General features: G+C 64.8%; 23 protein-coding genes. 17 read left to right on the forward strand and 6 right to left on the reverse strand.

The window, feature by feature from the left end; all coding sequences use genetic code 11:
* Nucleotides 1-86 precede the first annotated feature (86 nt).
* On the forward strand, nucleotides 87-974 hold the full coding sequence (locus MYCSP_RS01630; protein WP_088415371.1) for an LLM class F420-dependent oxidoreductase: 888 nt from the start codon (nucleotides 87-89) through the stop codon (nucleotides 972-974).
* Here MYCSP_RS01630 and MYCSP_RS01635 read toward each other — a convergent pair.
* The gene (locus tag MYCSP_RS01635; protein WP_088413067.1) at nucleotides 943-1,383 is read right to left on the reverse strand and encodes a nuclear transport factor 2 family protein; all 441 of its coding nucleotides are present in this window, start codon (nucleotides 1,381-1,383) and stop codon (nucleotides 943-945) included. The two genes, MYCSP_RS01630 and MYCSP_RS01635, sit on opposite strands and share 32 nt — an antisense overlap.
* A 59-nt stretch (nucleotides 1,384-1,442) precedes the next feature.
* Here MYCSP_RS01635 and MYCSP_RS01640 point away from each other — a divergent pair, with 59 nt between their 5' ends.
* From MYCSP_RS01640 to egtE, 6 genes are read left to right on the forward strand one after another with little or no spacing between them, the layout of a single operon-like run.
* Entirely contained in the window at nucleotides 1,443-2,222 is a 780-nt protein-coding gene (locus tag MYCSP_RS01640) for an SDR family NAD(P)-dependent oxidoreductase (RefSeq protein WP_070912491.1), read from the forward strand.
* Nucleotides 2,223-2,257: 35 nt separating this feature from the next.
* A complete protein-coding gene (gene egtA / locus MYCSP_RS01645) occupies nucleotides 2,258-3,496 on the forward strand; it encodes an ergothioneine biosynthesis glutamate--cysteine ligase EgtA (RefSeq protein ID WP_088413068.1) in 1,239 nt (412 codons plus the stop codon).
* The gene (gene egtB, locus MYCSP_RS01650; RefSeq protein ID WP_083015102.1) at nucleotides 3,493-4,788 is read left to right on the forward strand and encodes an ergothioneine biosynthesis protein EgtB; all 1,296 of its coding nucleotides are present in this window, start codon (nucleotides 3,493-3,495) and stop codon (nucleotides 4,786-4,788) included. Before egtA ends, egtB begins: the two co-directional genes overlap by 4 nt.
* A 1-nt stretch (nucleotide 4,789) precedes the next feature.
* Nucleotides 4,790-5,470 carry an ergothioneine biosynthesis protein EgtC gene (egtC, locus tag MYCSP_RS01655; RefSeq protein ID WP_083015098.1) on the forward strand — a complete coding sequence of 227 codons (681 nt, stop codon included), beginning with the start codon at nucleotides 4,790-4,792 and terminating at the stop codon, nucleotides 5,468-5,470.
* 14 nt (nucleotides 5,471-5,484) lie between these two features.
* Nucleotides 5,485-6,435 carry an L-histidine N(alpha)-methyltransferase gene (gene egtD, locus MYCSP_RS01660; RefSeq protein ID WP_207565769.1) on the forward strand — a complete coding sequence of 317 codons (951 nt, stop codon included), beginning with the start codon at nucleotides 5,485-5,487 and terminating at the stop codon, nucleotides 6,433-6,435.
* Nucleotides 6,432-7,514 (forward strand): ergothioneine biosynthesis PLP-dependent enzyme EgtE, encoded by a 1,083-nt coding sequence (egtE, locus tag MYCSP_RS01665; protein ID WP_088413069.1) that lies wholly within the window; start codon nucleotides 6,432-6,434, stop codon nucleotides 7,512-7,514. Before egtD ends, egtE begins: the two co-directional genes overlap by 4 nt.
* A 53-nt stretch (nucleotides 7,515-7,567) precedes the next feature.
* Here egtE and MYCSP_RS01670 read toward each other — a convergent pair whose 3' ends face one another.
* Entirely contained in the window at nucleotides 7,568-9,043 is a 1,476-nt protein-coding gene (locus MYCSP_RS01670) for a glutamate-cysteine ligase family protein (RefSeq protein ID WP_083015089.1), read from the reverse strand.
* Nucleotides 9,044-9,237: 194 nt separating this feature from the next.
* On the opposite strand from MYCSP_RS01670, the gene MYCSP_RS01675 reads away from it, so the two are divergent.
* The 6 genes from MYCSP_RS01675 to MYCSP_RS01700 all read left to right on the forward strand — a co-directional run bounded on the left by MYCSP_RS01675 (nucleotide 9,238) and on the right by MYCSP_RS01700 (nucleotide 14,534).
* Nucleotides 9,238-9,537, forward strand: a complete 300-nt coding sequence (locus tag MYCSP_RS01675; RefSeq protein WP_070912299.1) for a hypothetical protein — start codon at nucleotides 9,238-9,240, stop codon at nucleotides 9,535-9,537.
* Nucleotides 9,534-10,703: a hypothetical protein gene (locus MYCSP_RS23390; protein WP_088413070.1), complete on the forward strand. Its 1,170-nt coding sequence runs from the start codon at nucleotides 9,534-9,536 to the stop codon at nucleotides 10,701-10,703. The genes MYCSP_RS01675 and MYCSP_RS23390 overlap by 4 nt, the downstream gene beginning before the upstream one ends.
* Nucleotides 10,704-10,741: 38 nt before the next feature.
* Nucleotides 10,742-11,371 (forward strand): TetR/AcrR family transcriptional regulator, encoded by a 630-nt coding sequence (locus tag MYCSP_RS01685; RefSeq protein ID WP_083015084.1) that lies wholly within the window; start codon nucleotides 10,742-10,744, stop codon nucleotides 11,369-11,371.
* A 204-nt stretch (nucleotides 11,372-11,575) separates the two neighbouring features.
* Nucleotides 11,576-12,766, forward strand: coding sequence for a lipid-transfer protein (locus MYCSP_RS01690; RefSeq protein WP_209435434.1), 1,191 nt, complete (start codon nucleotides 11,576-11,578; stop codon nucleotides 12,764-12,766).
* Nucleotides 12,767-12,782: 16 nt separating this feature from the next.
* Nucleotides 12,783-13,634, forward strand: a complete 852-nt coding sequence (locus tag MYCSP_RS01695) for a MaoC/PaaZ C-terminal domain-containing protein (protein ID WP_088413072.1) — start codon at nucleotides 12,783-12,785, stop codon at nucleotides 13,632-13,634.
* A gap of 21 nt (nucleotides 13,635-13,655) precedes the next feature.
* Nucleotides 13,656-14,534: an SDR family oxidoreductase gene (locus MYCSP_RS01700; protein ID WP_070912303.1), complete on the forward strand. Its 879-nt coding sequence runs from the start codon at nucleotides 13,656-13,658 to the stop codon at nucleotides 14,532-14,534.
* Nucleotides 14,535-14,561: 27 nt separating this feature from the next.
* Here MYCSP_RS01700 and MYCSP_RS01705 read toward each other — a convergent pair whose 3' ends face one another.
* From MYCSP_RS01705 to MYCSP_RS01715, 3 genes are all read right to left on the reverse strand, one after another.
* The gene (locus MYCSP_RS01705) at nucleotides 14,562-15,452 is read right to left on the reverse strand and encodes an aldo/keto reductase (RefSeq protein WP_088413073.1); all 891 of its coding nucleotides are present in this window, start codon (nucleotides 15,450-15,452) and stop codon (nucleotides 14,562-14,564) included.
* 203 nt (nucleotides 15,453-15,655) lie between these two features.
* Nucleotides 15,656-17,167 (reverse strand): glycerol kinase GlpK, encoded by a 1,512-nt coding sequence (glpK, locus tag MYCSP_RS01710; protein WP_083015071.1) that lies wholly within the window; start codon nucleotides 17,165-17,167, stop codon nucleotides 15,656-15,658.
* Nucleotides 17,164-17,931, reverse strand: coding sequence for an IclR family transcriptional regulator (locus MYCSP_RS01715; RefSeq protein WP_083015333.1), 768 nt, complete (start codon nucleotides 17,929-17,931; stop codon nucleotides 17,164-17,166). The genes glpK (MYCSP_RS01710) and MYCSP_RS01715 overlap by 4 nt, the downstream gene beginning before the upstream one ends.
* Nucleotides 17,932-18,034: 103 nt before the next feature.
* Here MYCSP_RS01715 and MYCSP_RS01720 point away from each other — a divergent pair, with 103 nt between their 5' ends.
* From MYCSP_RS01720 to MYCSP_RS01730, 3 genes are read left to right on the forward strand one after another with little or no spacing between them, the layout of a single operon-like run.
* Complete coding sequence (locus tag MYCSP_RS01720; RefSeq protein WP_083015067.1) at nucleotides 18,035-18,841, forward strand: MIP/aquaporin family protein; 807 nt, start codon at nucleotides 18,035-18,037, stop codon at nucleotides 18,839-18,841.
* On the forward strand, nucleotides 18,834-20,351 hold the full coding sequence (glpK, locus tag MYCSP_RS01725; RefSeq protein WP_083015063.1) for a glycerol kinase GlpK: 1,518 nt from the start codon (nucleotides 18,834-18,836) through the stop codon (nucleotides 20,349-20,351). The genes MYCSP_RS01720 and glpK (MYCSP_RS01725) overlap by 8 nt, the downstream gene beginning before the upstream one ends.
* A complete protein-coding gene (locus tag MYCSP_RS01730) occupies nucleotides 20,348-22,069 on the forward strand; it encodes a glycerol-3-phosphate dehydrogenase/oxidase (protein ID WP_088413074.1) in 1,722 nt (573 codons plus the stop codon). The genes glpK (MYCSP_RS01725) and MYCSP_RS01730 overlap by 4 nt, the downstream gene beginning before the upstream one ends.
* A gap of 15 nt (nucleotides 22,070-22,084) precedes the next feature.
* Here the strand turns inward: MYCSP_RS01730 and MYCSP_RS01735 are convergent, their stop codons facing one another.
* Nucleotides 22,085-22,810: a PadR family transcriptional regulator gene (locus MYCSP_RS01735; protein WP_088413075.1), complete on the reverse strand. Its 726-nt coding sequence runs from the start codon at nucleotides 22,808-22,810 to the stop codon at nucleotides 22,085-22,087.
* Nucleotides 22,811-22,948: 138 nt separating this feature from the next.
* Here MYCSP_RS01735 and MYCSP_RS01740 point away from each other — a divergent pair, with 138 nt between their 5' ends.
* Nucleotides 22,949-23,323, forward strand: a complete 375-nt coding sequence (locus MYCSP_RS01740; RefSeq protein ID WP_070912493.1) for a hypothetical protein — start codon at nucleotides 22,949-22,951, stop codon at nucleotides 23,321-23,323.
* The last annotated feature ends 1 nt before the right edge of the window (nucleotide 23,324 follow it).

Here is a 23,324-nt window from a genome sequence, read left to right on the forward strand (position 1 = left end):
GTGAAGAAGATTAGACACTGATGAGCGCCTGCGTGAAGAGGATTGGAACCGAGCGTGCGGCGGGTACGGGTTCATGGGAGGTGGATGTGCAGATCGGCGTTGTGGCTCCGGTGGAGCTCGGGGTGACCGCGGAGCCTGACAAGATCCTCGAATTCGCGCGTGCCGCAGAGCGGCTGGGATTCAGCGAGATTTCCGTGGTGGAGCATGCCGTCGTCATCGCAGACACGCGGAGCGTCTATCCCTACTCGCCGACCGGGCAGTCTCATCTGCCCGATGACGTCGACATCCCCGACCCGCTTGAGCTGCTGGCCTTCCTCGCCGGTGCGACCGCGACGCTCGGGCTGTCCACCGGCGTGCTGGTGCTGCCCGACCACCACCCGGTGGTGCTGGCCAAACGCCTGGCCACGTTGGACCGGCTGAGTCGTGGGCGGTTGCGGATCTGCCTCGGCGTCGGATGGATGCGTGAGGAGATCGAGGCGTGCGGCGGTGACTTCGATCGCCGGGGCCGGGCCACCGACGAAGCAATCGCGGTGATGCGGGCCCTGTGGTCCGCCGACGGCCCCGCCGCGTATGACGGGGAGTTCTACCGGTTCCAGAACGCCTACTCGTACCCCAAACCTGCCCAATCGCAGGGTGTTCCGCTGTACATCGGCGGACATAGCAAGGCGGCGGCACGACGGGCCGGGCGACTGGGAAGCGGATTCCAGCCGCTGGGCCTGGCCGGTGAAGACCTGACGGCCGCGGTCGGCGTCATGCGAGCGGCAGCAGCCGATGCCGGCCGTGATCCCGCGAGCGTCGATCTTGTGCTCGGGCATGGTCTGCATCGGGTGGACCGTGCGGTACTGGATCACGCCGAACAGACGGGTGCGGGGCGCATGCTGCTCTCCGCGTCGCGACGCGCCACCACGCTCGAGGCCGTGCTCGACGAGATGGCCCAGTGCGCTACCCGACTCGAACTGGCCGGTCCTCGCTGAACACCACCACGGGCTCGCGGCGGGTGAACACCCATCCTGCGGGTCCACGCTCGTAGTCGTCGAGATACCGCACCGCCATCGTGTTATCGCGGTACTCGTCGCCGCGAAGGTAGATGTGATGTGCCATGCAGTAGACCTCGCCGCTGGCGGTGTCGCCGTCGACCTCCGCGGTCTGTTGCCCGATGAGGTGATACGTCGCGTGCAGCGGCTTGAGCGCGGTGACGATCGAATCCGCGATGGCCTCGCGGCCCTGCAGGGCCGCCGCATCGCCCTTGCGTAGCAGTGCAGGCGGGCGCACCAGCTCGGCGTCGGCGGAGAACAGGGCGACCAGGGCATCGACGTCACGGCGGTCCGCCGCACTGGCATACCGGGCGACGAGATCTTGGATGGCGAGTCGGTCATCGGTCACGGGTACAAAGCCTATGGGGCCTCGATCTCCCAACCAACCGATCGGTTATGGTGCGGCTCATGGATATCAATGGTGTGTCTGCAATCGTCACGGGTGGCGCCTCGGGTCTTGGTGCCGCAACTGCTCGCCTGCTCGCTGAGCAGGGCGCCAAGGTCGTCATCGCCGACGTTCAGGACGAAAAGGGCGAGGCTTTGGCCAAGGAACTCGGTGGCGCTTTCGTGCACACCGATGTCACCAGCGAGACCGACGGCATCGCCGCCGTCGACGCCGCCAAGGAACTCGGCCCGGTACGCGTCCTGATCAACTGCGCGGGCGTCGGCTGGCCCGGCCGCACCATCGGCAAGGACGGTCAGTACGCCTCGGCCCACTCGCTGGACATCTTCTCCAAGGTCATCGGCATCAACTTGATCGGCTCGTTCAACCTCATCCGCCTCGCGGCCACCGCCATCAGCCAGGAAGAGCCGGTTGACGAGTTCGGTGAGCGCGGCGCCATCGTCAACACCGCCTCGGTTGCGGCGTTCGACGGCCAGATCGGACAGGCCGCCTACTCGGCGTCCAAGGGCGGCATCGTCGGCATGACCCTCCCGATCGCGCGCGATCTGTCGGTCGTCGGCATCCGCGTCAACACCATCGCACCGGGTCTTATCGATACTCCGATCTACGGCGAGGGCGACTCCGCGCAACAGTTCAAGGACCGCCTGGCACCGAACGTGCTGTACCCGCAGCGCCTGGGTAACCCCGAAGAATTCGCCTCGCTGGCTCTGGAGCTTGTCACCAACAGCTACATGAACGCCGAGACAATTCGCATCGACGGTGGGGCCCGCCTCCAGCCGAAGTAGCGGTACTTGTCGGTGGCCTATGGAACATTGGAGAGATGGCCACCACTTCGACAGTGGAGACGCTGTCGAACGCGGACGAGGCTGCCGAGCACATTGCTCGGCAGGCCTTCGCCGACGCACAGGTAGGCACGGTCGGGCTGGAGTTGGAATCCCACACCGTCGAGCTGACGGTTCCCCATCGCAGGGTCGCCTGGAATCGGCTCGGTGAGATCGCGGATTCGGTTCCCGATCTCCCCGGTTCCAGCGCGATCACGTTCGAGCCCGGCGGTGCCGTGGAGCTTTCCGGTCCTCCGCACGCAGACGTATGGTCCGCGATCTCTTCGATGCGGGCCGACTATTCGATCCTGACCTCGACGTATCGTGCCGCCGGGGTCGCGCTTGCCAGCCTGGGCACCGATCCGTTGCGCGCACCAGAGCGCGTCAATCCCGGAGCCCGGTATGCGGCGATGGCCAGCCATTTCGGTGCTCTCGGGTTCGGCGAGACCGCGCTGCAGATGATGACGTGTACGGCCTCGCTGCAGGTCAACGTGCAGGCCGGGACGCCGGGCCAGTGGCGGGACAGATTCGCGCTGGCGCAGCAGCTCGGTCCGACCATGGCAGCGCTGTCGGCCTCGTCACCGATGCTCGCAGGGCGCCGTACCGGCTATCGGAACACCCGGCAATGGATTTGGGACAACTTGGATCCGGGGCGCTGCGCTCCGGTCGAGATCGGCAACGACCCGACGGAATCCTGGGTCAGATACGCCCTGCGAGCACCCGTGATGCTGGTGCGAAACAAGGAGGGCGCGGATGCGGTTGTCACCCATGTGCCGTTCCAATCCTGGGCCGACGGGTCCGTACCGCTCGGCGGGCGTGCTCCGACCACCGAAGACCTCGACTACCACCTGACCACGTTGTTCCCGCCGGTCCGGCCCCGCCGCTGGCTGGAGTTGCGGTACTTGGACGCCGCGCCCGATTGGTGGTGGCCCGCGCTGGCGTTCACGGCGGTTGCCGCGCTCGACGATGTGCGCGTCGCCGACATTGCCGCGGAGGCGGTTGAACCGGTCGGTGAGGCATGGGATGCGGCGGCTCGGATCGGTCTGGAAGATTGTGCCCTGCATGCGGCCGGGCACCGCCTGGTGTCGGCGGCCTGTGCGGTGGCGCCGCCAGAGTTGGCGGCGGACATGGCATTCCTGTTGGAGCGTGTCGAACAAGGCCGATGTCCGGCAGACGATTTCATCGACAATGTCGCGGAATACGGTGTGGAGAAGGCATTTTCGGGAGCATCGCAATGAGTCGGGAAGAGTTGGCGCGCGACCTGGAAGCCGCGCGCGTGCGCACGCTGACGATCACCGACCATGACGACACCGAACTGCATCGTCAGTACGACCCGCTGATGAGCCCACTGGTATGGGACCTCGCACATATCGGGCAGCAGGAAGAACTGTGGCTGTTGCGCGGCGGAGATCCACGCAGGCCGGGCATGCTGCCCGGCGAGATCGAGTCGCTGTACGACGCCTTTCGTCACACCCGGGCCAGCAGGGTGCAACTGCCGCTGCTGTCCCCGGCACAGGCGCGCTCCTTCTGTCACGAAGTACGCGGCAGGGTTTTGGATCGGTTGGAGGCGTTGCCCTCCGATGGTTCTGCGCGTGCGGACGAGTTCATCTACGCCATGGTGTTGAGCCATGAGCATCAACACGACGAAACCATGTTGCAGGCCTTGTCGATTCGCCGCGGCGCAGCGCTGTTGGAGCACGTCGACTCGTTGCCGTCGGGACGGTCCGGCGTAGCGGGAACCTCTGTGCTGGTGCCCGAGGGTCCGTTCGTTCTCGGCGTCGATCCGGTCGACGAGCCGTTCTCGCTCGACAACGAGCGACCGGCACACACCGTGCACCTCAAGAGTTTCCGGATCGGTACGGTTCCGGTGACCAACGCCGAATGGTGGGCTTTCATCGCCGGTGACGGCTATCGGCGCCAGGAATTCTGGACCGAGGCCGGGTGGACGCACCGATGCGCGGAGAACCTGACCGCGCCCATGTTCTGGAACGACGGTGGAACGCTCACCCGGTTCGGGCGTGAGCTGGAGATCATGCCCGACGAGCCGGTGCAACACGTCACCTTTCACGAGGCGCAGGCGTATGCGGCCTGGGCTGGTGCGCGGCTGCCGACCGAGGCCGAGTGGGAGAAGGCCTGCGTCTGGGACCCGGAAATTGGTGCGCGGCGGCGCTTTCCGTGGGGCTCGGATTCCCCGAGCCGCGACCGGGCCAATCTTGGCGGTGGTGCATTGGGGCCCGCCCCAGTGGGGGCCTATCCGAAGTCTGCGTCGGCCTACGGTGCCGAGCAGATGCTCGGTGATGTGTGGGAGTGGACGACGTCTCCGCTGCGGCCCTGGCCCGGTTTCACCCCGATGATCTACCAGCAGTACAGCGAGCCGTTCTTCGAGGGCTCCGGGGCCGGTGATTACCGCGTGCTGCGCGGCGGCTCCTGGGCGGTGGCGCCGTCGATCATGCGGCCCAGCTTCCGGAACTGGGATCACCCGATCCGGCGACAGATCTTCAGTGGCCTGCGTCTGGCCTGGGACGTCTAGCATGTGTCGTCATCTGGGCTGGCTGGGTGAGCCTCGGAGCCTGGCGTCGCTGATGCTCGACCCGCCGCACGGCCTGCTGGTGCAGTCGTATTCGCCACGGCGCCAAAAACACGGCCTGGTGAACGCCGATGGATGGGGTGCCGGATTCTTCACCGACGGCGCACCGCGCCGGTGGCGTAGTGCGCGGCCGCTGTGGGGCGATGCTTCCTTTGCCTCGGTGGCTCCCGTGCTGCGCAGCGGATGCGTCGTGGCCGCAGTTCGATCGGCCAGCGTCGGGATGCCCATCGACGAGTCTGCGGCCGCTCCGTTCACGGACGGGACATGGATGTTGTCGCACAACGGAATCGTCGATCGCGCCGCGGTGGGCGAGGTGTTCGGCGCCGAATCCGTGGTGGACAGTGCGGTGCTGGCGGCACGCGTGTTCGCCTCCGGGCCGGAGAATCTGGGGGAGACGGTGCGGCAGGTCGGTGCTGCCGATCCGGGGGCTCGACTGAATATTCTGGTGGCCAACGGACATGAGTTGATCGCTACGACCTGGGGTGACACCCTGTCGATTTTGGAGGCCGCCGACGGTGTGGTGGTGGCGAGCGAGCCGTACGACGACGACCCGTCTTGGGTCGACATCCCGGACCGGCAATTGGTGCGGGTACGCGATGGGAAGGTGGAAGTAGAAGGATTATGACTCCATTGTCTGCCCTGACTCTCGAGAATCACCTGGCTTCCGGCGCGGCGGCAGCAGCCCTACGGCGTGATGTGCGGCAGGGTTTGACGGCAGAGGCGAAATCGCTTCCCCCTAAATGGTTTTACGACGAGGTAGGCAGTGATCTGTTCGACGAGATCACCCGACTCCCGGAGTACTACCCCACACGTACCGAGGCAGGCCTGCTGCGCGTGCACGCCGCAGATATCGCGGCGGCCTCCGGAGCCGACACCTTGGTCGAGTTGGGCAGCGGCACCTCCGAGAAGACGCGGATGCTGCTGGATGCGTTGGGCCCCAGCACCTTCATTCCTTTCGATGTGGACTCCGGGGTGCTGCGTGCGGCGGGAGACGCGCTGGTCGCGGAGTATCCCGGAATGCGGGTTCGTGCCGTATGCGGTGACTTCGAGAAGGACCTCGGGCAGATTCCCCGGGACGGCCGGCGCCTGGTGGCCTTCCTCGGGTCGACGATCGGGAATCTGACCACGCAGCCGCGGGCACGCTTCCTGGCCGATGTCGCGACCACGCTGCGACCGGGTGAAATGCTGTTGTTGGGCACGGACTTGGTCAAGGACACCGCACGGCTGGTGCGTGCCTACGATGACAGTGCCGGTGTCACCGCCGCCTTCAACCGCAATGTGCTGGCCGTGATCAATCGTGAGCTCGACGCAGATTTCGACCTGGACACCTTTGAACACGTCGCGTTGTGGAATGACGACGAGGAGCGCATGGAGATGTGGTTGCGTTCGACATGCGATCAACAGGTCAGCATCGAAGCATTGGACCTGACGGTGCACTTCGATACGGGGGAGATGATGCTGACCGAGGTGTCGTGCAAGTTCCGGCGCGAGGGCGTGGCCCGGGAGTTGGCGGCAGCGGGCCTGCATCAGACTCACTGGTGGACTGATGATTCCGATGACTTCGGGCTGTCGCTCGCGGTGAAGCGGTGAGCCTGGGAGACCAGTGGCGCCAGGTCCGGCCGCCGGTCCTCGGTGTGCACCTGGACTCGGCGGCATGTTCACGACAGAGCCTCGAGACCATCCGGGCGGTGGCTCAGCACGCCGAGCATGAGGCGCAGATCGGTGGATACGTGGCGCAGGAGGCCGCGACGCCGGTGCTGGACGCCGGGCGCGCGGCGGTGCGCCAGTTGACGGGCATGCCCGAGGCGCAGGTGCAGTTCACCACCGGCGCGGCAGACGCACTGCGCACGCTTCTGCAGGGATGGCCCGCCGACGCCGGACGCACTATCGCCTGCCTGCCAGGTGAATTCGGTCCGAATCTGATGCTCATGCACCACTTCGGATTCACTCCGGTGTGGCTGCCGGTCGATGGGGACGGTCGCGCCGATCTCGAGGGGATCGAGGTGTTCCTGCGTCGTGAAAAGATCGACCTGGTGCATGTGACGGCCCTCGGCAGTCACCGCGGCACGGTGCAACCTGCCGCCGAGATGGTGGCGATGGCGCGAGCGGCCGGAATCCCTGTCGTCGTCGACTCCGCGCAGGCCCTGGGGCATATCGACTGCACCCATGGCGCCGATGCCATGTATGCGCCGTCGCGTAAATGGTTGGCCGGCCCGCGCGGGGTGGGCGTACTCGCCATCAACCCGTCTCTGGCGCATCTGATTCCGCAATGGGCGGGTCATGTGGAGGCCCACGTGGCGGGCTGGGTGGGGCTGTCGGTCGCGGTCGGTCGGCATCTGGCTGCCGGTCCCGAGCAGGTTCAGGGCGCATTGGCCGAGCGTGGTCGATCTGCCCGAAAGATACTGGGAGAACTCAAGGACTGGCGGGTGGTGGAAGCAGTCGACGAGCCCAGCGCCATCACCACGATCGAGCCCGTCGGCGACATCGACGTTGTCGCGGTGCGCGCAGGCCTGATCGAGGAACACGCGATCGTGACGACCGCTGCCGAGACGATGCGTGCGCCGTTCGTCATGACCAAGCCGGTGCTGCGGATCAGCCCGCACGTGGACGGCACGGACGAGGAGCTGGAGTTGTTGGCGAAGGCGTTGGCCCCCCTTCGCCGAGCGTAACGGCACGCAGAGAATCCGGACGAATTGTCTGCGTGTGGTTACGTTCGCGGCCTCTAGATCAGTTCCCAGGTGTGTACTGGCTCGTTGGAATGCATGTGTTCGCAGTACATCCGGAGCATTTCGGTGAGCGCTGCCCTGCGGTTCGCCCCGCGTTCCTCCAGCGCGCCGACGGTTCGCGTCTGCCAGGCCGCGCCATTGATGCCCGACTTCGCCCGCGCCTCGATGACGCCGAGATAGCGGTCTCGCACCTCCGGGGCCACGCCCCAGCGGCGCAGTCCCTCGTGCGCCATAGGTAACAGGTGCCGCAGTGTGAGTTCGTCGGCGGTGATCTCGCCGACCCCGGGCCAGTAGATTCTGGCTTCCGTGCCGTGGCGTGCTCCTTCGAGGAAATTGTCATGTGCCGCAGCGAAAGTCATCTTCGTCCAGACCGGGCGGTCATCTTCGGACAAGGCCCGCAGTGCACCGTAGTAGAACGCGGCATTGGCCATCACGTCGATGACCGTCGGTCCGGCGGGCAGCACCCGGTTCTCCACGCGCAGATGCGGGGTGCCGTCGACGACGTCATAGATCGGCCGGTTCCAGCGATACACGGTGCCGTTGTGTAGACGCAGTTCCTGTAGCCGAGGCGCCCTGCCCGCCGCGAGTTCGGCAACCGGGTCCTCGTCGGAGATCTCCGGCAGTAGGGACGGGAAGTAGAGAACGTTCTCCTCGAACAGGTCGAAGATCGAGGTGATCCAGCGCTCGCCGAACCACACGCGGGGGCGGACCCCTTGCACCTTGAGCTCTTGTGGGCGGGTGTCGGTGGACTGGGTGAAGAGTTCGATCCGGGTTTCCGCCCACAGGGACTTGCCGAAGAAAAAAGGTGAGTTGGCGCCCAGGGCCAGCTGCGGACCGGCCAGCAGTTGGGCGGCGTTCCAGTTGGCGGCGAAGTCGTCCGGTGCCACCTGCAGGTGCAACTGGATGCTTGTGCACGCCGACTCCGGTGCGATCGAGGGAGATCTGATGCTCAGGCGCTCCGGACCGGCGATGTCGATCTGCATGTCCTCGCCGCGTGCGGTGAACACGGCGTCGTTCAGGGCCCGGTAACGAGACGACGGGCTCATCCACGCGCCGTCCAGATGGCCGGGCATCACCGTCGGCAAGATGCCGATCATCACGATGTGCGCGCCGCGATCGCCGGCCCGTTGTTCGGCGGCATTGAGGCTGGCTCGCACGTCTTCCTCGAGTTCGAGGGCCGCCGAGCCGGGAAGCGCGCGGGGCGGCACGTTCAGTTCGATGTTGTAGGCGCCCAGTTCGGTCTGAAAGGCAGGGTCGGCGATCGAGGCGAGGACCTCGGTGTTGGTCATCGCCGGTTGGTAGTCGCTGTCGACGAGGTTGAACTCGATTTCCATGCCGGTCAGTGGCCGTTCGAAGTCGAATCGGGACTCCGAGAGCATGGTTTCGAAGACGTCCAGGCAGTTCTGCACCTTGGTGCGATAGGCCCGGCGGTGCTCACCGGTGAACTGGGTGCGTGCGACTTCGTCGCCCATGGGTCGTATTGTTCCCCAACTGGAGCCCAGGACCTGGTGATTTATCCGCACCTGGCCTGGCGGGATTCGGCAAAAAAAGTTCAAAAACATGGAACCAAATCGGCACCAGTGCCGTCGTATCTGATCAGAGGCACATTCCGGCGATGAACCGCGCCGTCACGTGCGCGCGGGACCGGTTCCTTGGGGAGGTATCTATGAGCGACACCATGAAGGCCAACGGTGCCGAGATGGCACGTCTGGCCAGTCGCGTGGCAGGACGTGCGAAGGACGCATTCCCTGAGGTCGACTTCGAGGCGGCGGCCAACGCGGTCGCCGGTACCGAGTTCGCCGAGGTGCTGCGCGCGGTCAGCGCGGCACTTAAGCGGGCCGGGGGCGGTGCTTCCGAGCGCATCGAGAGCATCTCGAACTTTGTCCAGAACAGCTCGGGGTCGTTGACGGGCCAGGATGCCGTCAACGGCAAGCAGGTCACGAGGGCCGGGGAGGTCAGGCTGTGAGGCCGACGATTTCGCAGCTGCGCGGGTGGGACGTTGCCAACCTGGACGCCGCCGCAAAGGCAATCGAGGACGCCAGCAAGAACTTGGATCTGTCGATCGACGGGGTGGTTCGCGACCTGGACTCGGCAGAGTCGTTTTGGAAGGGCAAGGCCTTTCAGTCCGCCTACGATCAGGCCTCGAGTGAGCAGTCGTCCACGAACCGGCTCTCGTTCGCGATCAGCAGCGTCGCCGAGGCGGTTCGCGGCGGGCACTCCTCACTGACCGCGGCGCGCGACAAGGTGTTGGCACTGGTGGACGAGGCCTACTCCAAGGGCTTGCAGGTCGCCGACGACGGCACCGTCACCGCTCCAGAGGGCAACCGGGATCTGCAGGCCGAGGCTCGGCGACTGACCGACGCGATTCGGCAGGCACTCAAGTCGCTTGAAGAGGCCGATCGCACCTCCTCCAACGATCTGCGCAAGGCCTCGGCGAACGTCGACGCCGAGCACAACGCCGCCAGCACCCAGCCCGCGGCGTTCACACCGGCCAGCACCGGGGGTGCGGCAGCCGGTTCCATGAGGGCGGGCAGCGGTGGATTCGGTGGCGGCAGCGGCGGCGGAGGTTTCGGCGGTGGCAGTGGGGGCGGCCACGGCGGTGGTGGGTTCGGCGGAGGCCATGGTGGCGGTGGAGGCCACAGCGTGCCCGACGGCAGCTACTCCAACACGGGTGCTCCGTCGCTGCGCCCTTCGGGCCCGTCGGTATTCATGAATCTCGACGCAGGCCAGATGGAAGTCGCCCGCAAAATCATCGAAGAAGGTCTGCGGCGTGGGCTTTCTCCCGAGGCGATTCAGATCGCGTTGGCGACCGCGCTCACCGAGTCGGGCCTGCGGAGTCTCGCGAACTCGTCGGTGCCGGACTCCATGATGCTGGCCAATGATGGTGTGGGACATGATCATGACTCGGTGGGTCCGTTCCAGCAGCGTCAAAGCTGGGGAGCCACAGCCGATTTGATGGATCCGACGAAGTCGGCCGGCAAGTTCTATGACCAACTGGTCAAGGTGTCGGGGTGGCAGGACATGAGTGTCGCCCAAGCCGCGCAGTCGGTTCAGCGCTCAGCGTTCCCCGATGCGTATGCAAAGTACGAGGCACAGGCCGCGCAGATCTTCCACCAGGTGACCGGCCGATAGCCGCTTTCCGGCTCGTCTGACTGTGGTGCAATGTGGGCATGCCCACGCCGCGACGCACTCAGGAGGAGCGTTCGGCGGCGATGCAGGCCCGGTTGCTTGAAGCGACCATCGACTGCCTCGTCGAGTTCGGGTACTCCGGCACCACCACCTCGCGCATCGCAAGCCGGGCCGGTGTCACCCGCGGCGCGTTGATCCATCATTTCCAGTCCAAGTCGGAGCTGATGGCCGAATCGGTGCGACACCTCGCATTCAAGCGGACCCAGGCCGTGCTCGAAGAGCTGATGGCGATGGACCAGTCCGCCGACCCGATCGAGCGCTATCTCGACGTGCTATGGCGGATTCATCAGGGGCCGCTGTTCGTCGCGGTGGTCGAATTGCTCATCGCAGCGCGGACCGAGCCGGATCTGCGGGTGCACCTGGACCAGTTCGAAAAGATGGTGCTGCACAATCTGTCGGCGCTCAACGTGCTGGACGATGACGACCCGATCTCGTCCAAAGATCGGCGTGACTTCGGCCTGCTTGCCATGGACATCATTCGCGGTCTGTTGATCAGCAGCCTGACCGCTTCCCAGGAAACTCGTGATCGCCGCTGGTCCCGGGCCAAGGAGATGCTGGAGCTGCGGCTTCGCGGCCCGGCCCCCGCTGCGCAGAAACAAACTGCACTGTAGGTAAATGCCCCGGGTGTTCCGGGTGAGTTTGACGCGCGTTCACCATGCACATCGTTGGGTGTTTAGGCACTTCTGCGCTATCGCAATACATTTGTACCGCACCCTTACATTCAGGATAGAACGTATGTTACGTTGGCGAAGCCCCCATCGAAGTGTGTGCAAAAGGAGCTTGCAACCATGCCCCCAAAGGGATCGTCAAAGGTTTTGGAAAAGGTCTACGTCATCGGCGTCGGGATGACGAAATTCGAAAAACCCGGACGACGTGAGGGCTGGGATTACCCGGCCATGGCCAAGGAGTCGGGCACCAACGCGCTGAACGACGCCGGCATCGACTACGACAAGGTGGAAGCCGCCTATGTCGGGTACTGCGCGGGAGAATCCACCTCCGGTCAGCGCGCCGTCTATGAGCTCGGTATGACCGGCATCCCGGTCACCAACGTCAACAACAACTGTTCGACGGGGTCGACCGCGCTGTTCAACGCGGCCCAGGCCATTCGCGGCGGACTTGCCGATGTCACGCTTGCCCTGGGGTTCGAGAAGATGCAGCCCGGCTCACTAGGTGCCACCTTCACCGACCGCGAGCAGCCGATGCAGCGGCATATCGAGGCGCTCGCCGGGTTGTTCGACTTCGCTTTCCCGCCCGCGCCCTGGATGTTCGGCGCGGCCGGGCGCGAGCACATGCAGAAGTACGGCACCACCGCCGAGCACTTCGCCAAGATCGGCCACAAGAACCACAAGCATTCGGTGAACAACCCCTACGCGCAGTTCCAGGAGGAGTACACCCTTCAGGACATCTTGGACGCCAAGGAGATCTACGCGCCGCTGACCAAGCTGCAGTGCTCGCCGACCTCGGACGGTTCGGGTGCGGCCATCCTGGCCTCGGAGCGGTTCGTCGAGGAGAACGGGCTCGGTGACCGTGCCGTGGAGATCGTGGGCCAGGCCATGACCACCGACATCCCGGGCACCCTGGAATCCAAGTCGGCGATCACGCTGGTCGGGTTCGACATGGCCAAGCTCGCGGCGCAGAAGGTCTATGAACAGGCGCAGATTTCAGCCGACGACGTCGATGTCATCGAGTTGCATGACTGCTTCTCCGCCAACGAACTGATCACCTATGAGGCGCTCGGGCTGTGTGCCGAGGGTGAGGGCGGCAAGCTGGTCGACAACGGCGACACCACCTACGGTGGTCGCTGGGTGGTCAACCCCTCGGGCGGACTGATCTCCAAGGGGCATCCTCTCGGTGCCACCGGCCTGGCGCAGTGTGCCGAGCTCACCTGGCAGTTGCGCGGCGACGCCGACAAGCGTCAGGTGGTCGACGCGAAGGTGGCGCTGCAGCACAACCTCGGCCTCGGTGGCGCCTGCGTGGTCACCGCCTACAAGCCGGCCAATCGCTGAAAGGGGTTGGCTGATAATGGCTGATACCAAGTACCCCTTCAACAACGACGGCCTGGATCAGTGGGGCGCCGAGGAAACCATCGAGGTCGACAAGGACCGCCTGATCGCCTACGCCGAGGCCACCAACGACCCGATCGAAGAACACCGCAAGGGCGAGGTGGCGGCTCCGGTCTTCGCGATCGTGCCCATCTTCCAGTCCCTCGTCGGTACCACCATGAGTGTCGTTCCCTACCAGCTGATTCCGCGTGTGGTGCACGGTGAGCAGTTCTTCAAATTCCACCGGCCGATCAAGCCGGGTGACGCCTTGGTGGCCAAGTCGAAGATGACCGGCTACGAGGGTATGGAGAACGGCACTCGCGGCACCGTGTATGCCGAAACACGGGATGCTGCGGGTGATCTGGTGAACGAGCAGTACGTCACGTTCTTCTTCCGCAAGTACGACGTGGGTGAGACGCGCGGCGAACTGGGCCCGAATTTCGTGCTGGACGAGTCGGTCAAGGCCAACTCGCCCACCGCGTCGTTGACTCAGCACGTCGATGACGACCAGACCTTCCGGTACGGGCCGGCGGCCGGTGATCCCATGCCGATCCACCTCGACAACGACGCCGCGGTGGCGGCCGGATTGCCCGGCATCATCGCGCATGGCTTGTGCACCATGGCATTTACTTCATGGGCGGCGCTGACCGAGTTGGCGGACTCACGCACCGAACGTCTCAAGGAGCTTGCGGTGCGCTTCGCCAAGCCGGTGCTGCCCGGGCAGGACATCACCACCAACTTCTGGACCAACGGTGCCGCCGGCACCTTCTCGTACGAGACCAATGTCGGCGAGGACCTCGTCATCAAAAACGGCCACGCCGTAATCGCTTAGCAGCACAGGAAGGGAATCAACATGGGACAACTTGACGGTCGGGTCGCGGTCATCACCGGTGCCGGACGTGGCATCGGCCGTGAGCACGCGCTGCTCTTCGCCAAGGAGGGCGCATCGGTGGTCGTCAACGACCTCGGTGGCGCCAACGACGGCTCGGGATCGGATGCCGGGCCCGCGCAGGAAGTGGTCGACGAGATCACTGCGGCGGGTGGCAAAGCCGTTGCCAATACCGACAACATCTCCACCTGGGCCGGTGCCTCGAACCTGGTGAACCAGGCCGTGGAGACCTTCGGTCAGCTGGATGCCGTCGTGAACAACGCGGGTATCCTGCGGGATGGATTTGTCGCCGGCCTCGAGGAAGACCAGTGGGACGCAGTTATCCAGGTGCACCTCAAGGGACACTTCGCGGTGCTGCGCCACGCGGCCGAGTACTGGAAGGCGCAGTCCAAGGCCGGTGCGGATGTCAAGGCAACCGTGGTCAACACGGCATCGGATTCCGGTGTGACGCTGCCGAACCCGGGACAGGGCAACTACGGCGCGGCCAAGGCCGGTATCGCGGCGCTGTCCTGTGTCGCGGCCGCCGAGCTGGAGCGGTACGGGGTCAAGGTGAATGCGATCGCCCCGGTCGCGCGTACCCGCCTCACGCTGGCCACCCCGGGCATGGGCGCGATCTTCGCGGCTCCGGTGGATGAAGGCCAGTTCGATATGTTCAGCCCTGCCAACATCTCTCCGCTGGTGGCGTACCTGAGCACCGAGAAGAACCCATGGACCGGCCAGGTGTTCAAGGTGACCGGTGGTTCCATCCAGCGGCTCAAGGGCTGGTCGGTGACCGATACCGCCGAGACCGACGGACCGTGGAGCATCGACCTGGTGCGCGAGAGCGTCGAACCCTGGAAGTAAGGACGTCTGTCGCAGGCGGGTCGCCGATCAGGCGGCCCGCCTTGTCGGTTTGTCCCGATGCCATCGGCTCCGCGCGGAATGATGCGCCGAGAAGCCCTCATTCGGGTGGGTTCCCAGCCGACCTTCGGGACTGTCGAGCTGCGTAAAGACGTCGAAATCCTCTGGTGACAAGCTGAAGTCGAATATCTGGAGGTTCTCGGTCAGCCTATGAGGTGAGCAGGTTTTGGGGATTACCACGTGACCGAGCTCGATATGCCATCGCAAGATCAGCTGCGCTGTTGTCTTGTTGTGCTTGGCGGCCAGCGCGGTCAGGGGGGAGCCTTCTTCCGTGCCGATGCCCTGGGCCAGCGGACTCCACGCCTCGGTCACGATCTCGCGTTCGGCGTTGAACTGCCGTAACTCTCGCTGCTGGAAGTACGGGTGCAGCTCCACCTGGTTGACGACGGGCAGCACGCCGGTCTCGTCCACGATGGCGTGTACATGCTCCGGCTCGAAGTTGGATACCCCGATGGCGCGGATCGCGCCGGAGAGATACAGCTGCACAATCTTCTGCCAGGCGGTCACGTATTGCCCGTGATCCGGTGCGGGCCAATGGATGAGGAACAGGTCGACGTAGTCGGTGCCAAGGGCCTCCAGGCTTCGGGTGAATGCCCGGGCGACATCATGGAAATCCTCCACCCACAACTTCGTGGTGATGAAAACCTCTTCCCGGGGCACGCCGGAACCGGAGATCCCGAGACCAACGCCCCGTTCATTGCCGTACCTGGTGGCGGTGTCGATATGCCGGTATCCGGCATCAATAGCTTGTCGGACAACGATTTCCGCGTCGTTCTCGGGTATGGCGGCAACGCCCAGGCCTAACTGGGGGATGTCGACGCCATTGTGGAAGCGGACGTGCGGAACGGTGCATGGTGACACGAGGGGACTCCAATCACTCTGCGATCAAGGGAGCAGTGGAATTGATATCCGGGTGCGACACAGCCTTGTGACAGTTGAAACTGTAGAACTGCCAGTTGAAAAGAGCACCTGTAACCGTGCTCACAGAAATGCTGTGAGGTAGCTGAAATAGCTGAATAGCAAGGGTTTTCGGTGTGCGGACGAGCCGGGGGTTTACACGATCCTTACGTGACTCGTGGTGATGCGGTATTCCAATTCAACGTGTTATTAACTGCCAGGCGCCAATTCGCGAGCTCGGTGGCGCGGGTATCGGCGGCCAGACGAGGTGTCCATTGGCCCGCGCGGTGGCCGTGGCGGCGCAGCTCTTCCTTGTCCTTCCAGAATCCGACCGACAGCCCGGCGGCGTAGGCGGCGCCCAGCGATACGGTCTCGGCGACGGTGGTGCGCAGAATAGGGACGTCGACCACGTCAGCCAAGGTCTGCATCAGCAGGTTGTTGGCGGTCATCCCCCCGTCGACCTGCAGGCTGGATAGCGAGACTCCGGCATCGACCTGCATCACGTCGATGACATCGTGCACTTGCCACGCGGTCGCTTCCAGCACGGCACGTGCGAGATGCCCCTTGGTGACATAGGCCGTCAGCCCGGCGATCACGCCGCGTGCCGCGGGCTCCCAGTACGGCGCGAACATTCCGTAGAAGGCCGGCACGATGTAACAGCCCCCGTTGTCGGGAACACTGAGGGCAAGCGTCTCCACCTCCGAGGGGACGTTGATCAGTCCGAGGCCGTCGCGTAGCCACTGCACCAGCGACCCGGTGGTGGCGATGGATCCCTCCAGCGCGTAGACCGGCGGCTCGTCGCGGATCTGATAGCCCACCGTGGTGACCATGCCGTTGCCCGAACACACCGGTGCATCACCGGTGTTGAGCAGCACGAAGCCGCCGGTTCCCAAGGTGCACTTGCCTTCCCCGGGTAGGAAACATGTATGCCCGAACAGGGCGGCCTGCTGATCGCCGATCATGGCGCCGATCGGGATTCCCGGCGCGACCGTGCGCGTTTGCCCGAAATCGCTAACGCAGGGCCGTATTTCGGGGAGCAGTGAGCGGGGAATGTCCATGATGGACAGCAACTCATCGTTCCACTGCAAGGTTCGCAGGTCCATCAGCATGGTGCGGCTGGCGTTGGTGACGTCGGTGACGTGTGCGCCGCCGTCAGCTCCGCCGGTCAGGTTCCATGCCACCCAGGTGTCCATCGTCCCGAACATCAGCTCGCCGGCATGAGCTCTGGCCTTGAGCGCCGGATCGGAATCCAGCAGCCACCGGATTTTCGGGCCGGAGAAGTACGTCTCGAAGGAAAGTCCCGATAGCTCGCGCACCCGGTCGCCGTGCTCGGAGGCGAGCTGCCGTACCAGGGTCTCGGTGCGCGCATCGGTCCAGACGATGGACCGTGCCACGGGCCGCCCGGTTTCACGGTCCCACAGCACCGTGGATTCCCGCTGATTGGTGATGCCGAGGGCGGCGATATCGGCCGACTCGGCGTCGGCGGTAGAGATCGATTCTTCCAGAACACGTTTGGTGGTGCGCCAGATCTCCGACGCGTCGTGCTCAACCCAGCCGGGGCGCGGGTGATGTTGGCGATGCTCGTACTGCGCTACCGAAACCAGCTGTCCGTCGTGGTCGAACAGGATGCAGCGTGTCGAGGTGGTGCCCTGGTCGATTGCCGCGACATAACGCGTCATCGAGGCACCCGGTATCCGAAGTTGGCCGAGATCACCCGCGCCACGCGCGTCACCTCCTGCACCAGTCGGGATCTGGGTGCGAGCCGATGATCACAGACCCGCTCGATCGGCCCGCTGATCCCGATCGCCGCGACGACCAAACCGCCGCGCGCCCGGATCGGTGCGGCGATACCGGCGTCGTCGACCCACAGCTCGCCGACATCGCAGGCCCATCCCGATGTCCGTGTCGCGGTCAGTTGACGGCTCAATTGTGTTGGTGTACTGACGGTTCGATACGTCATGGGCTCAAGAGATGCAGCCAGGGCTGCATCGGCCGCCGCGGGCCGAAATGCCAGTAGCACCTTGCCGAGCGCACAGGAATAGGCGGGCCAGCGGGTGCCGACTTCCACGGTGTCACGGGATGCGTTGGGGCCGAACACGTGATGAGCGATCACCGCGTCGGTGCCGTCCAGCACGGCGACATGCACGGTTTCCGACGATCGGGCCGCCAGGGAGTCGGCGTAGTTCAGTGACTGGGCCCGAATCGCGCTGGCGCTGTGCTCGACGGGCAGTCCGGCGATGACCCCGGACTGGAAGTACCGGCTGGTGCCCGGATCCTGACCGACGAATCCGACCTCGTAGAGCGTGCGAATCAGTCCGTGGGCGGTGGGCTTGGGCAGCCCCAGCGCACGCGCCACCTGGCCGACACCCAGTGGTTCGGGGCTATCGGCCAGCACTCGCAGGATCGCCGCCGCTCGCTCGACTGCCTGCACAGAACCGGGCATCGATGCCCAGGCTAGCCAGAAATCGGCAAGATCGTTCGACAATGCCGAATGCCGTCTATTGTGACCCGTGACACCTGCTCTTAGGTTCGGTGACATGAGGCACATGGGCCAGCTGGCCGCGGAGTTCGTCGGCACGCTGATTCTGATCTTGTTCGGGGTCGGTGTGGTGGCCCAGGTGGTCACGGCGGGTGACCAGGACTACGGCAATCACAACTCCATCGCCTGGGCCTGGGGCATCGGCGTCACCCTGGGCATTTTCGTGGCCGCCCGGGTATCCGGTGCCCACCTGAACCCGGCCGTCACCGTGGCATTGGCGGCCTTTCGTGATTTCCCGGGGAAGCAGGTGTTGCCCTTCATCGCCGCCCAGACCGCCGGAGCATTTGTGGCGGCGCTACTGGTGCGGTGGAACTACGGCAGCGTGCTGACCGCCGTCGATCCGGAGCACACCATGGCCACACAAGGTGTGTTCTCCACGCTGCCGGGTAACGGCGCGCTCGATGTCAGTCTGTGGGGTGGCCTGCGCGACCAGATCATCGGCACGGCCATCTTGTTGTTTCTGATCTTCGCGATCACCGACAGGCGCAACATCCGGATGCCGGAGAGCCTGGCACCGTTCGCGATCGGCGGTGTGGTCGTGGGGCTCGGCATGGCGTGGGGGTCGATCGCCGGGTATGCGATCAACCCGGCCCGCGATTTCGGACCGCGACTGGCGTCCTATCTCACCGGATTCGATACTGCGTTTGTGGACCAGCACGGCGCGCAGTACTGGTGGGTGCCCATTGTCGGACCGCTCATCGGCGGTCTGCTGGGGGCCGCGCTGTACCGATACCTGGTGCAACCGTTCCTGCCCGCAGACGACGATTTTCTCGCTCAATCCCCATCGCACACAGAGGAGTTTGCCAATGGCTGATTTCGTGGCATCGATCGATCAGGGCACCACCAGCACGCGTGCCATGATCTTCAACCACGCCGGCGAGGTGATGGGGCGCCACCAGCTGGAGCATCAGCAGATCTTGCCGCAGGCAGGTTGGGTGGAGCACAACCCCGTGGAAATCTGGGAGCGCACCGCTTCGGTGCTGACCACCGCGTTGAACTCGACCGGCCTCGGCTCCATCGACCTTGCCGCGCTGGGCATTACCAATCAGCGTGAGACAACGCTGGTGTGGAACAAGCACACCGGTCGGCCGTACTACAACGCCATCGTGTGGCAGGACACCCGTACCGACCGCATTGCCTCGGCGCTGGATCGCGACGGCCGCGGCGACGTGATCCGGCGCAAGGCGGGGTTGCCACCCGCGACATACTTCTCTGGCGGCAAGATCCAGTGGATTCTGGAGAACATCGACGGGGTGCGCCGCGACGCGGAGAACGGGGAAGCCATCTTCGGTACCACCGATAGCTGGCTGCTGTGGAACCTGACCGGGGGAGTCGACGGCGGGGTGCATGTCACCGACGTCACCAACGCCAGTCGCACCATGTTGATGAACCTGGAGACGTTGGACTGGGACGACGAGCTACTAGGCTTCTTCGGGGTGCCCCGGCAGATGCTGCCGCAGATCCGACCTTCGTCCTCGCCTGAGCCGTATGGCGTTACCCAACTTTCGGGCCCAATGCGGGGCGAGGTGCCTCTCACCGGCGATCTGGGCGACCAGCAGGCGGCCATGGTCGGTCAGGTCTGTCTGGAGGCCGGGGAGGCGAAGAACACCTACGGCACCGGCAACTTCCTGCTGCTCAACACCGGCGAGGATCTGGTGCGCTCCAAGAACGGGCTGTTGACCACGGTGTGCTACCAGTTTGCCGACAACAAACCCGTATACGCCCTGGAAGGCTCGATCGCGGTGACCGGATCTGCCGTGCAATGGTTGCGCGATCAGCTGGGGATCATCAGCGGCGCCGCCGAGAGCGAGGATTTGGCGCGGCAGGTGCCGGACAGCGGAGGCATGTACTTTGTCCCCGCATTCTCGGGATTGTTTGCACCGTACTGGCGTTCGGACGCACGCGGGGCCATCGTGGGCATGTCGCGGTTCAACACCAATGCGCATCTGGCGCGTGCCACCTTGGAAGCGATCTGCTACCAGAGCCGCGAAGTGGTCGAGGCCATGGAGGCCGATTCGGGTGTCCACCTCGAGGTGCTCAAGGTCGACGGCGGTATCACCGCCAACAAGCTCTGCATGCAGATCCAGGCCGATACTCTCGGTGTGGATGTCGTCAAACCCGTTGTCGCCGAGACCACTGCGCTCGGTGCGGCCTATGCGGCGGGTCTGGCGGTCGGCTTCTGGAAGGACGCCGACGACCTGCGACAGAACTGGCTGGAAGACGAGCGGTGGAGCTCGTCGATCACCGAACAGCAGCGTGCCGAAGGGTTCTCGGGTTGGAAGAAGGCCGTCCAGCGCACCCTGGATTGGGTTGATGTCTCATGAGCGACAAAATCGAACCGTTGAGTCCGGCAGGCCGCGCGCAAGCGCTGGCTCGGCTGGAGGCCGAGGAGCTGGACATTCTCGTCATCGGAGGCGGAGTCACCGGATCGGGTATTGCGCTCGATGCGATAACCCGGGGTTTGACAACAGGTTTGGTCGAGGCGCGGGACTACGCGGCGGGTACCTCCAGCCGTTCGTCGAAGCTGTTCCACGGCGGTCTGCGGTATCTCGAACAGTTCAACTTCTCGCTGGTGTTCGAGGCTTTGCGCGAGCGTCAGTTGGTGCTCAAGACCCTGGCGCCGCACCTGGCGCACCCGGTACCGTTCCTGTACCCGCTGTCGGCGACGGTGATCGACAGAGCGTATGCGGGGCTGGGTATCGGGGTGTACGACATCATGGGTGCAGGCCGCGGGGTGCCCTCGCACATGCGGCATCTGGGTCGGCACAAGACCATCGAGGCGTTCCCGTCGGTCAACCGGGCGAACGTGCGCGGTGCGATCAAGTTCTACGAGGGCCAGGTGGACGATGCCCGGCACACCATGACTCTGGCGCGAACCGCCGCCCGATACGGTGCGGTCTGCGCGACGAGCACCCGCGTGATCGGCTTTCTGCGCGAGCGGGACGAGGTTGTCGGTGTTCGGGTACGTGACCTGGAAAGCGGTCGTGAGTTCGAGGTCCGCGCCCGGCAGACCATCAACGCCGCCGGTGTGTGGACCGACGAGATTCAGCAGATGGTCGGTGGCCGAGGGCAGTTCAATGTGCGGGCCTCCAAGGGTGTGCACATCCTGGTGCCCAGGGCCCGCATCAACTCGTCGGCGGGCATCATCACCCGCACCGAGAAGAGCCTGCTTTTCGTCATCCCGTGGGGCAGTCATTGGATCATCGGAACCACCGATACCGACTGGGATCTGGACCTGGCGCACCCCGCGGCCAGCCAATCCGACATCGACTACCTCCTGGAACATGCGAACACGCTGTTGGCCGACCCACTGGATCGCGATGACGTGGTCGGTGTGTATGCCGGTCTGCGCCCGCTACTTTCGGGTGAATCCGATTCGACGAGCAAGCTGTCACGTGAGCACGCGGTGGCGAGCCCGGTCAAGGGTCTGACCATGATCGCGGGCGGCAAGTACACCACATACCGCGTGATGGCCAAGGATGCCGTCGACCATGCCGTGCACGGTCTGGAGCGGATGGTGCCACCATCGATCACCGAGCGGGTGCCGCTGTTGGGAGCCGAAGGCTATGGCGCGCTGTGGAACGCGCGCGAGCGGGTGGCGGCACGCAACGGCCTGCGGGTGAACACCGTCGAGCATCTACTCGGCCGATATGGATCGATGATCGACGAGGTGCTCGGACTCATCGACAGTGATCCAAAGCTGGGCATGCCGATGGACAGCGCCCCGTCGTATATGAAGGCTGAAATCGTCTATGCCGCGAGCCATGAGGGCGCCCTGCATCTGGACGATGTGCTTGCCCGCAGGACACGGATATCCATCGAGACGTGGGATCGTGGCGATGCCGCGGCCCGGGAGGCCGCCGAGTTGGTGGCTCCGGTCCTTGGCTGGGATGCGACCGACATCGACCGCGAGATTGAGCATTATCAGAAACGCGTTGCCGCCGAACGTGAATCGCAACGTGCACCGGATGACAGAACCGCCGACGCGGCCCGCCTCGGCGCCCCCGATGTACGGGGGGCCGTGACGGGCCACGTGGGTTGAGCTCTTAGGCCGGTCTCACTCCGTTTCTCCTAAGATGCCGTAGATCTGCTTGCGGGCAGAGTTCACGATCTCGATGATCCGCTGCTGCTGTTCGGGGGAGGCGGCGTGCGCCGACTGCGCGACCGCGCCCATCAGCTGACCGAGCGCCGAGCGAAGGTCGAGCACCGATGGATCGGCGTCCTCGTTGATCTTCTCCCAGGGCGGGGTGTCCAGCTTCTCCGCGGATTCACTTCCCTCAGCAGTGAGTTCGAACTGCTTGCGGCTGCCGCTGCCCTCGGTTTCGGCGATGAGGCCCTCGTCGACGAGCAGTTGCAGTGTCGGGTAGACCGAGCCGGGGCTCGGCCGCCAGATGTTGTTGCTCCGCTCGGCGATCTCACGGATCATCTCGTAGCCGTGCATCGGGCGTTCGGTGAGCAGCGCCAGGATGGCGGCCCGGACGTCGCCGCGTTGGCCACGTCCACGTCCGCGTCCACGCGGTTGATCACCGAAACCAAACCCGAAACCAGGTCCGAAGCCACGGCCGAAACCGGGCCCGAACCCGCGGTCCATGAACGCGCCGGGCCCGCGACGGCCCGCCCAGGCCTGTTCGCGGAATTCGCCGCGGGGGTCGCATTCGTGCTGACGGCCGCCGTGGCGGCGGCCTCTTTGACCTGGTCCGCGCCGTGTCGGGTCGAAACCGAAGCCAAAACCAAAGGGTGTGTCGGGCCGGAACTGTCCGGCCCTTTCCTCGTGGGAAGTCATGTGTGCTCCTTAGTGCTCAGGGGAGGCGGTATCGCCTCTCGATAGATAACGATATATCGGAATCGATCGTGATGCAACGAAAACTTTCGGGACCGATTCGAAGGGCTGTTCCCCGCTGCGCGTCGTAGGGTGACCGCCATGACCGTGAAGTGGCTGGAAGCGCCCGAGGACCATGACTACGCGGCGGCCGTCGACTACCTGTCCCTGGTCGGTGAGGCCGATACGGTGAAGCGGACCGTCAAGGCGCTACGCAACGCAACCCTGGAGTATCGGAAGGCCAAGGACATCCTGCGCGCGGCGCATCTGGAGATGCTGCCTAAAACCAACGCGCATGTGGCCCGCGACCTGGCGAAGATCGCCAAGGACAAGTCGTTGTCCCCGATCCTGCTTGTGCGTGGTGACGCCCGCAGCGGAGCCCGCCTGGAAATCGCGGACGGGTATCACCGCGTCTGTGCCAGTTACATATCCGACGAAAATACCGATATCCCTTGCCACCTGGTGTCCTGGCAGTGAT

This window comes from Mycobacteroides saopaulense (genome assembly GCF_001456355.1).
Taxonomy (GTDB): domain Bacteria; phylum Actinomycetota; class Actinomycetes; order Mycobacteriales; family Mycobacteriaceae; genus Mycobacterium; species Mycobacterium saopaulense.

What these genes read in the sequence shown, in the direction of transcription:
- MYCSP_RS01640 (WP_070912491.1), top strand. Translation starts at nt 1,443, where the DNA reads ATGGATATCAATGGTGTGTCTGCAATCGTCACGGGTGGCGCCTCGGGT.
- egtA (WP_088413068.1), top strand. Translation starts at nt 2,258, where the DNA reads ATGGCCACCACTTCGACAGTGGAGACGCTGTCGAACGCGGACGAGGCT.
- egtB (WP_083015102.1), top strand. Translation starts at nt 3,493, where the DNA reads ATGAGTCGGGAAGAGTTGGCGCGCGACCTGGAAGCCGCGCGCGTGCGC.
- egtC (WP_083015098.1), top strand. Translation starts at nt 4,790, where the DNA reads ATGTGTCGTCATCTGGGCTGGCTGGGTGAGCCTCGGAGCCTGGCGTCG.
- MYCSP_RS01670 (WP_083015089.1), bottom strand. Translation starts at nt 9,043, where the DNA reads ATGGGCGACGAAGTCGCACGCACCCAGTTCACCGGTGAGCACCGCCGG.
- MYCSP_RS01675 (WP_070912299.1), top strand. Translation starts at nt 9,238, where the DNA reads ATGAGCGACACCATGAAGGCCAACGGTGCCGAGATGGCACGTCTGGCC.
- MYCSP_RS01685 (WP_083015084.1), top strand. Translation starts at nt 10,742, where the DNA reads ATGCCCACGCCGCGACGCACTCAGGAGGAGCGTTCGGCGGCGATGCAG.
- MYCSP_RS01695 (WP_088413072.1), top strand. Translation starts at nt 12,783, where the DNA reads ATGGCTGATACCAAGTACCCCTTCAACAACGACGGCCTGGATCAGTGG.
- MYCSP_RS01700 (WP_070912303.1), top strand. Translation starts at nt 13,656, where the DNA reads ATGGGACAACTTGACGGTCGGGTCGCGGTCATCACCGGTGCCGGACGT.
- glpK (WP_083015071.1), bottom strand. Translation starts at nt 17,167, where the DNA reads ATGACGCGTTATGTCGCGGCAATCGACCAGGGCACCACCTCGACACGC.
- MYCSP_RS01715 (WP_083015333.1), bottom strand. Translation starts at nt 17,931, where the DNA reads ATGCCCGGTTCTGTGCAGGCAGTCGAGCGAGCGGCGGCGATCCTGCGA.
- MYCSP_RS01720 (WP_083015067.1), top strand. Translation starts at nt 18,035, where the DNA reads ATGGGCCAGCTGGCCGCGGAGTTCGTCGGCACGCTGATTCTGATCTTG.
- glpK (WP_083015063.1), top strand. Translation starts at nt 18,834, where the DNA reads ATGGCTGATTTCGTGGCATCGATCGATCAGGGCACCACCAGCACGCGT.
- MYCSP_RS01730 (WP_088413074.1), top strand. Translation starts at nt 20,348, where the DNA reads ATGAGCGACAAAATCGAACCGTTGAGTCCGGCAGGCCGCGCGCAAGCG.
- MYCSP_RS01735 (WP_088413075.1), bottom strand. Translation starts at nt 22,810, where the DNA reads ATGACTTCCCACGAGGAAAGGGCCGGACAGTTCCGGCCCGACACACCC.
- MYCSP_RS01740 (WP_070912493.1), top strand. Translation starts at nt 22,949, where the DNA reads ATGACCGTGAAGTGGCTGGAAGCGCCCGAGGACCATGACTACGCGGCG.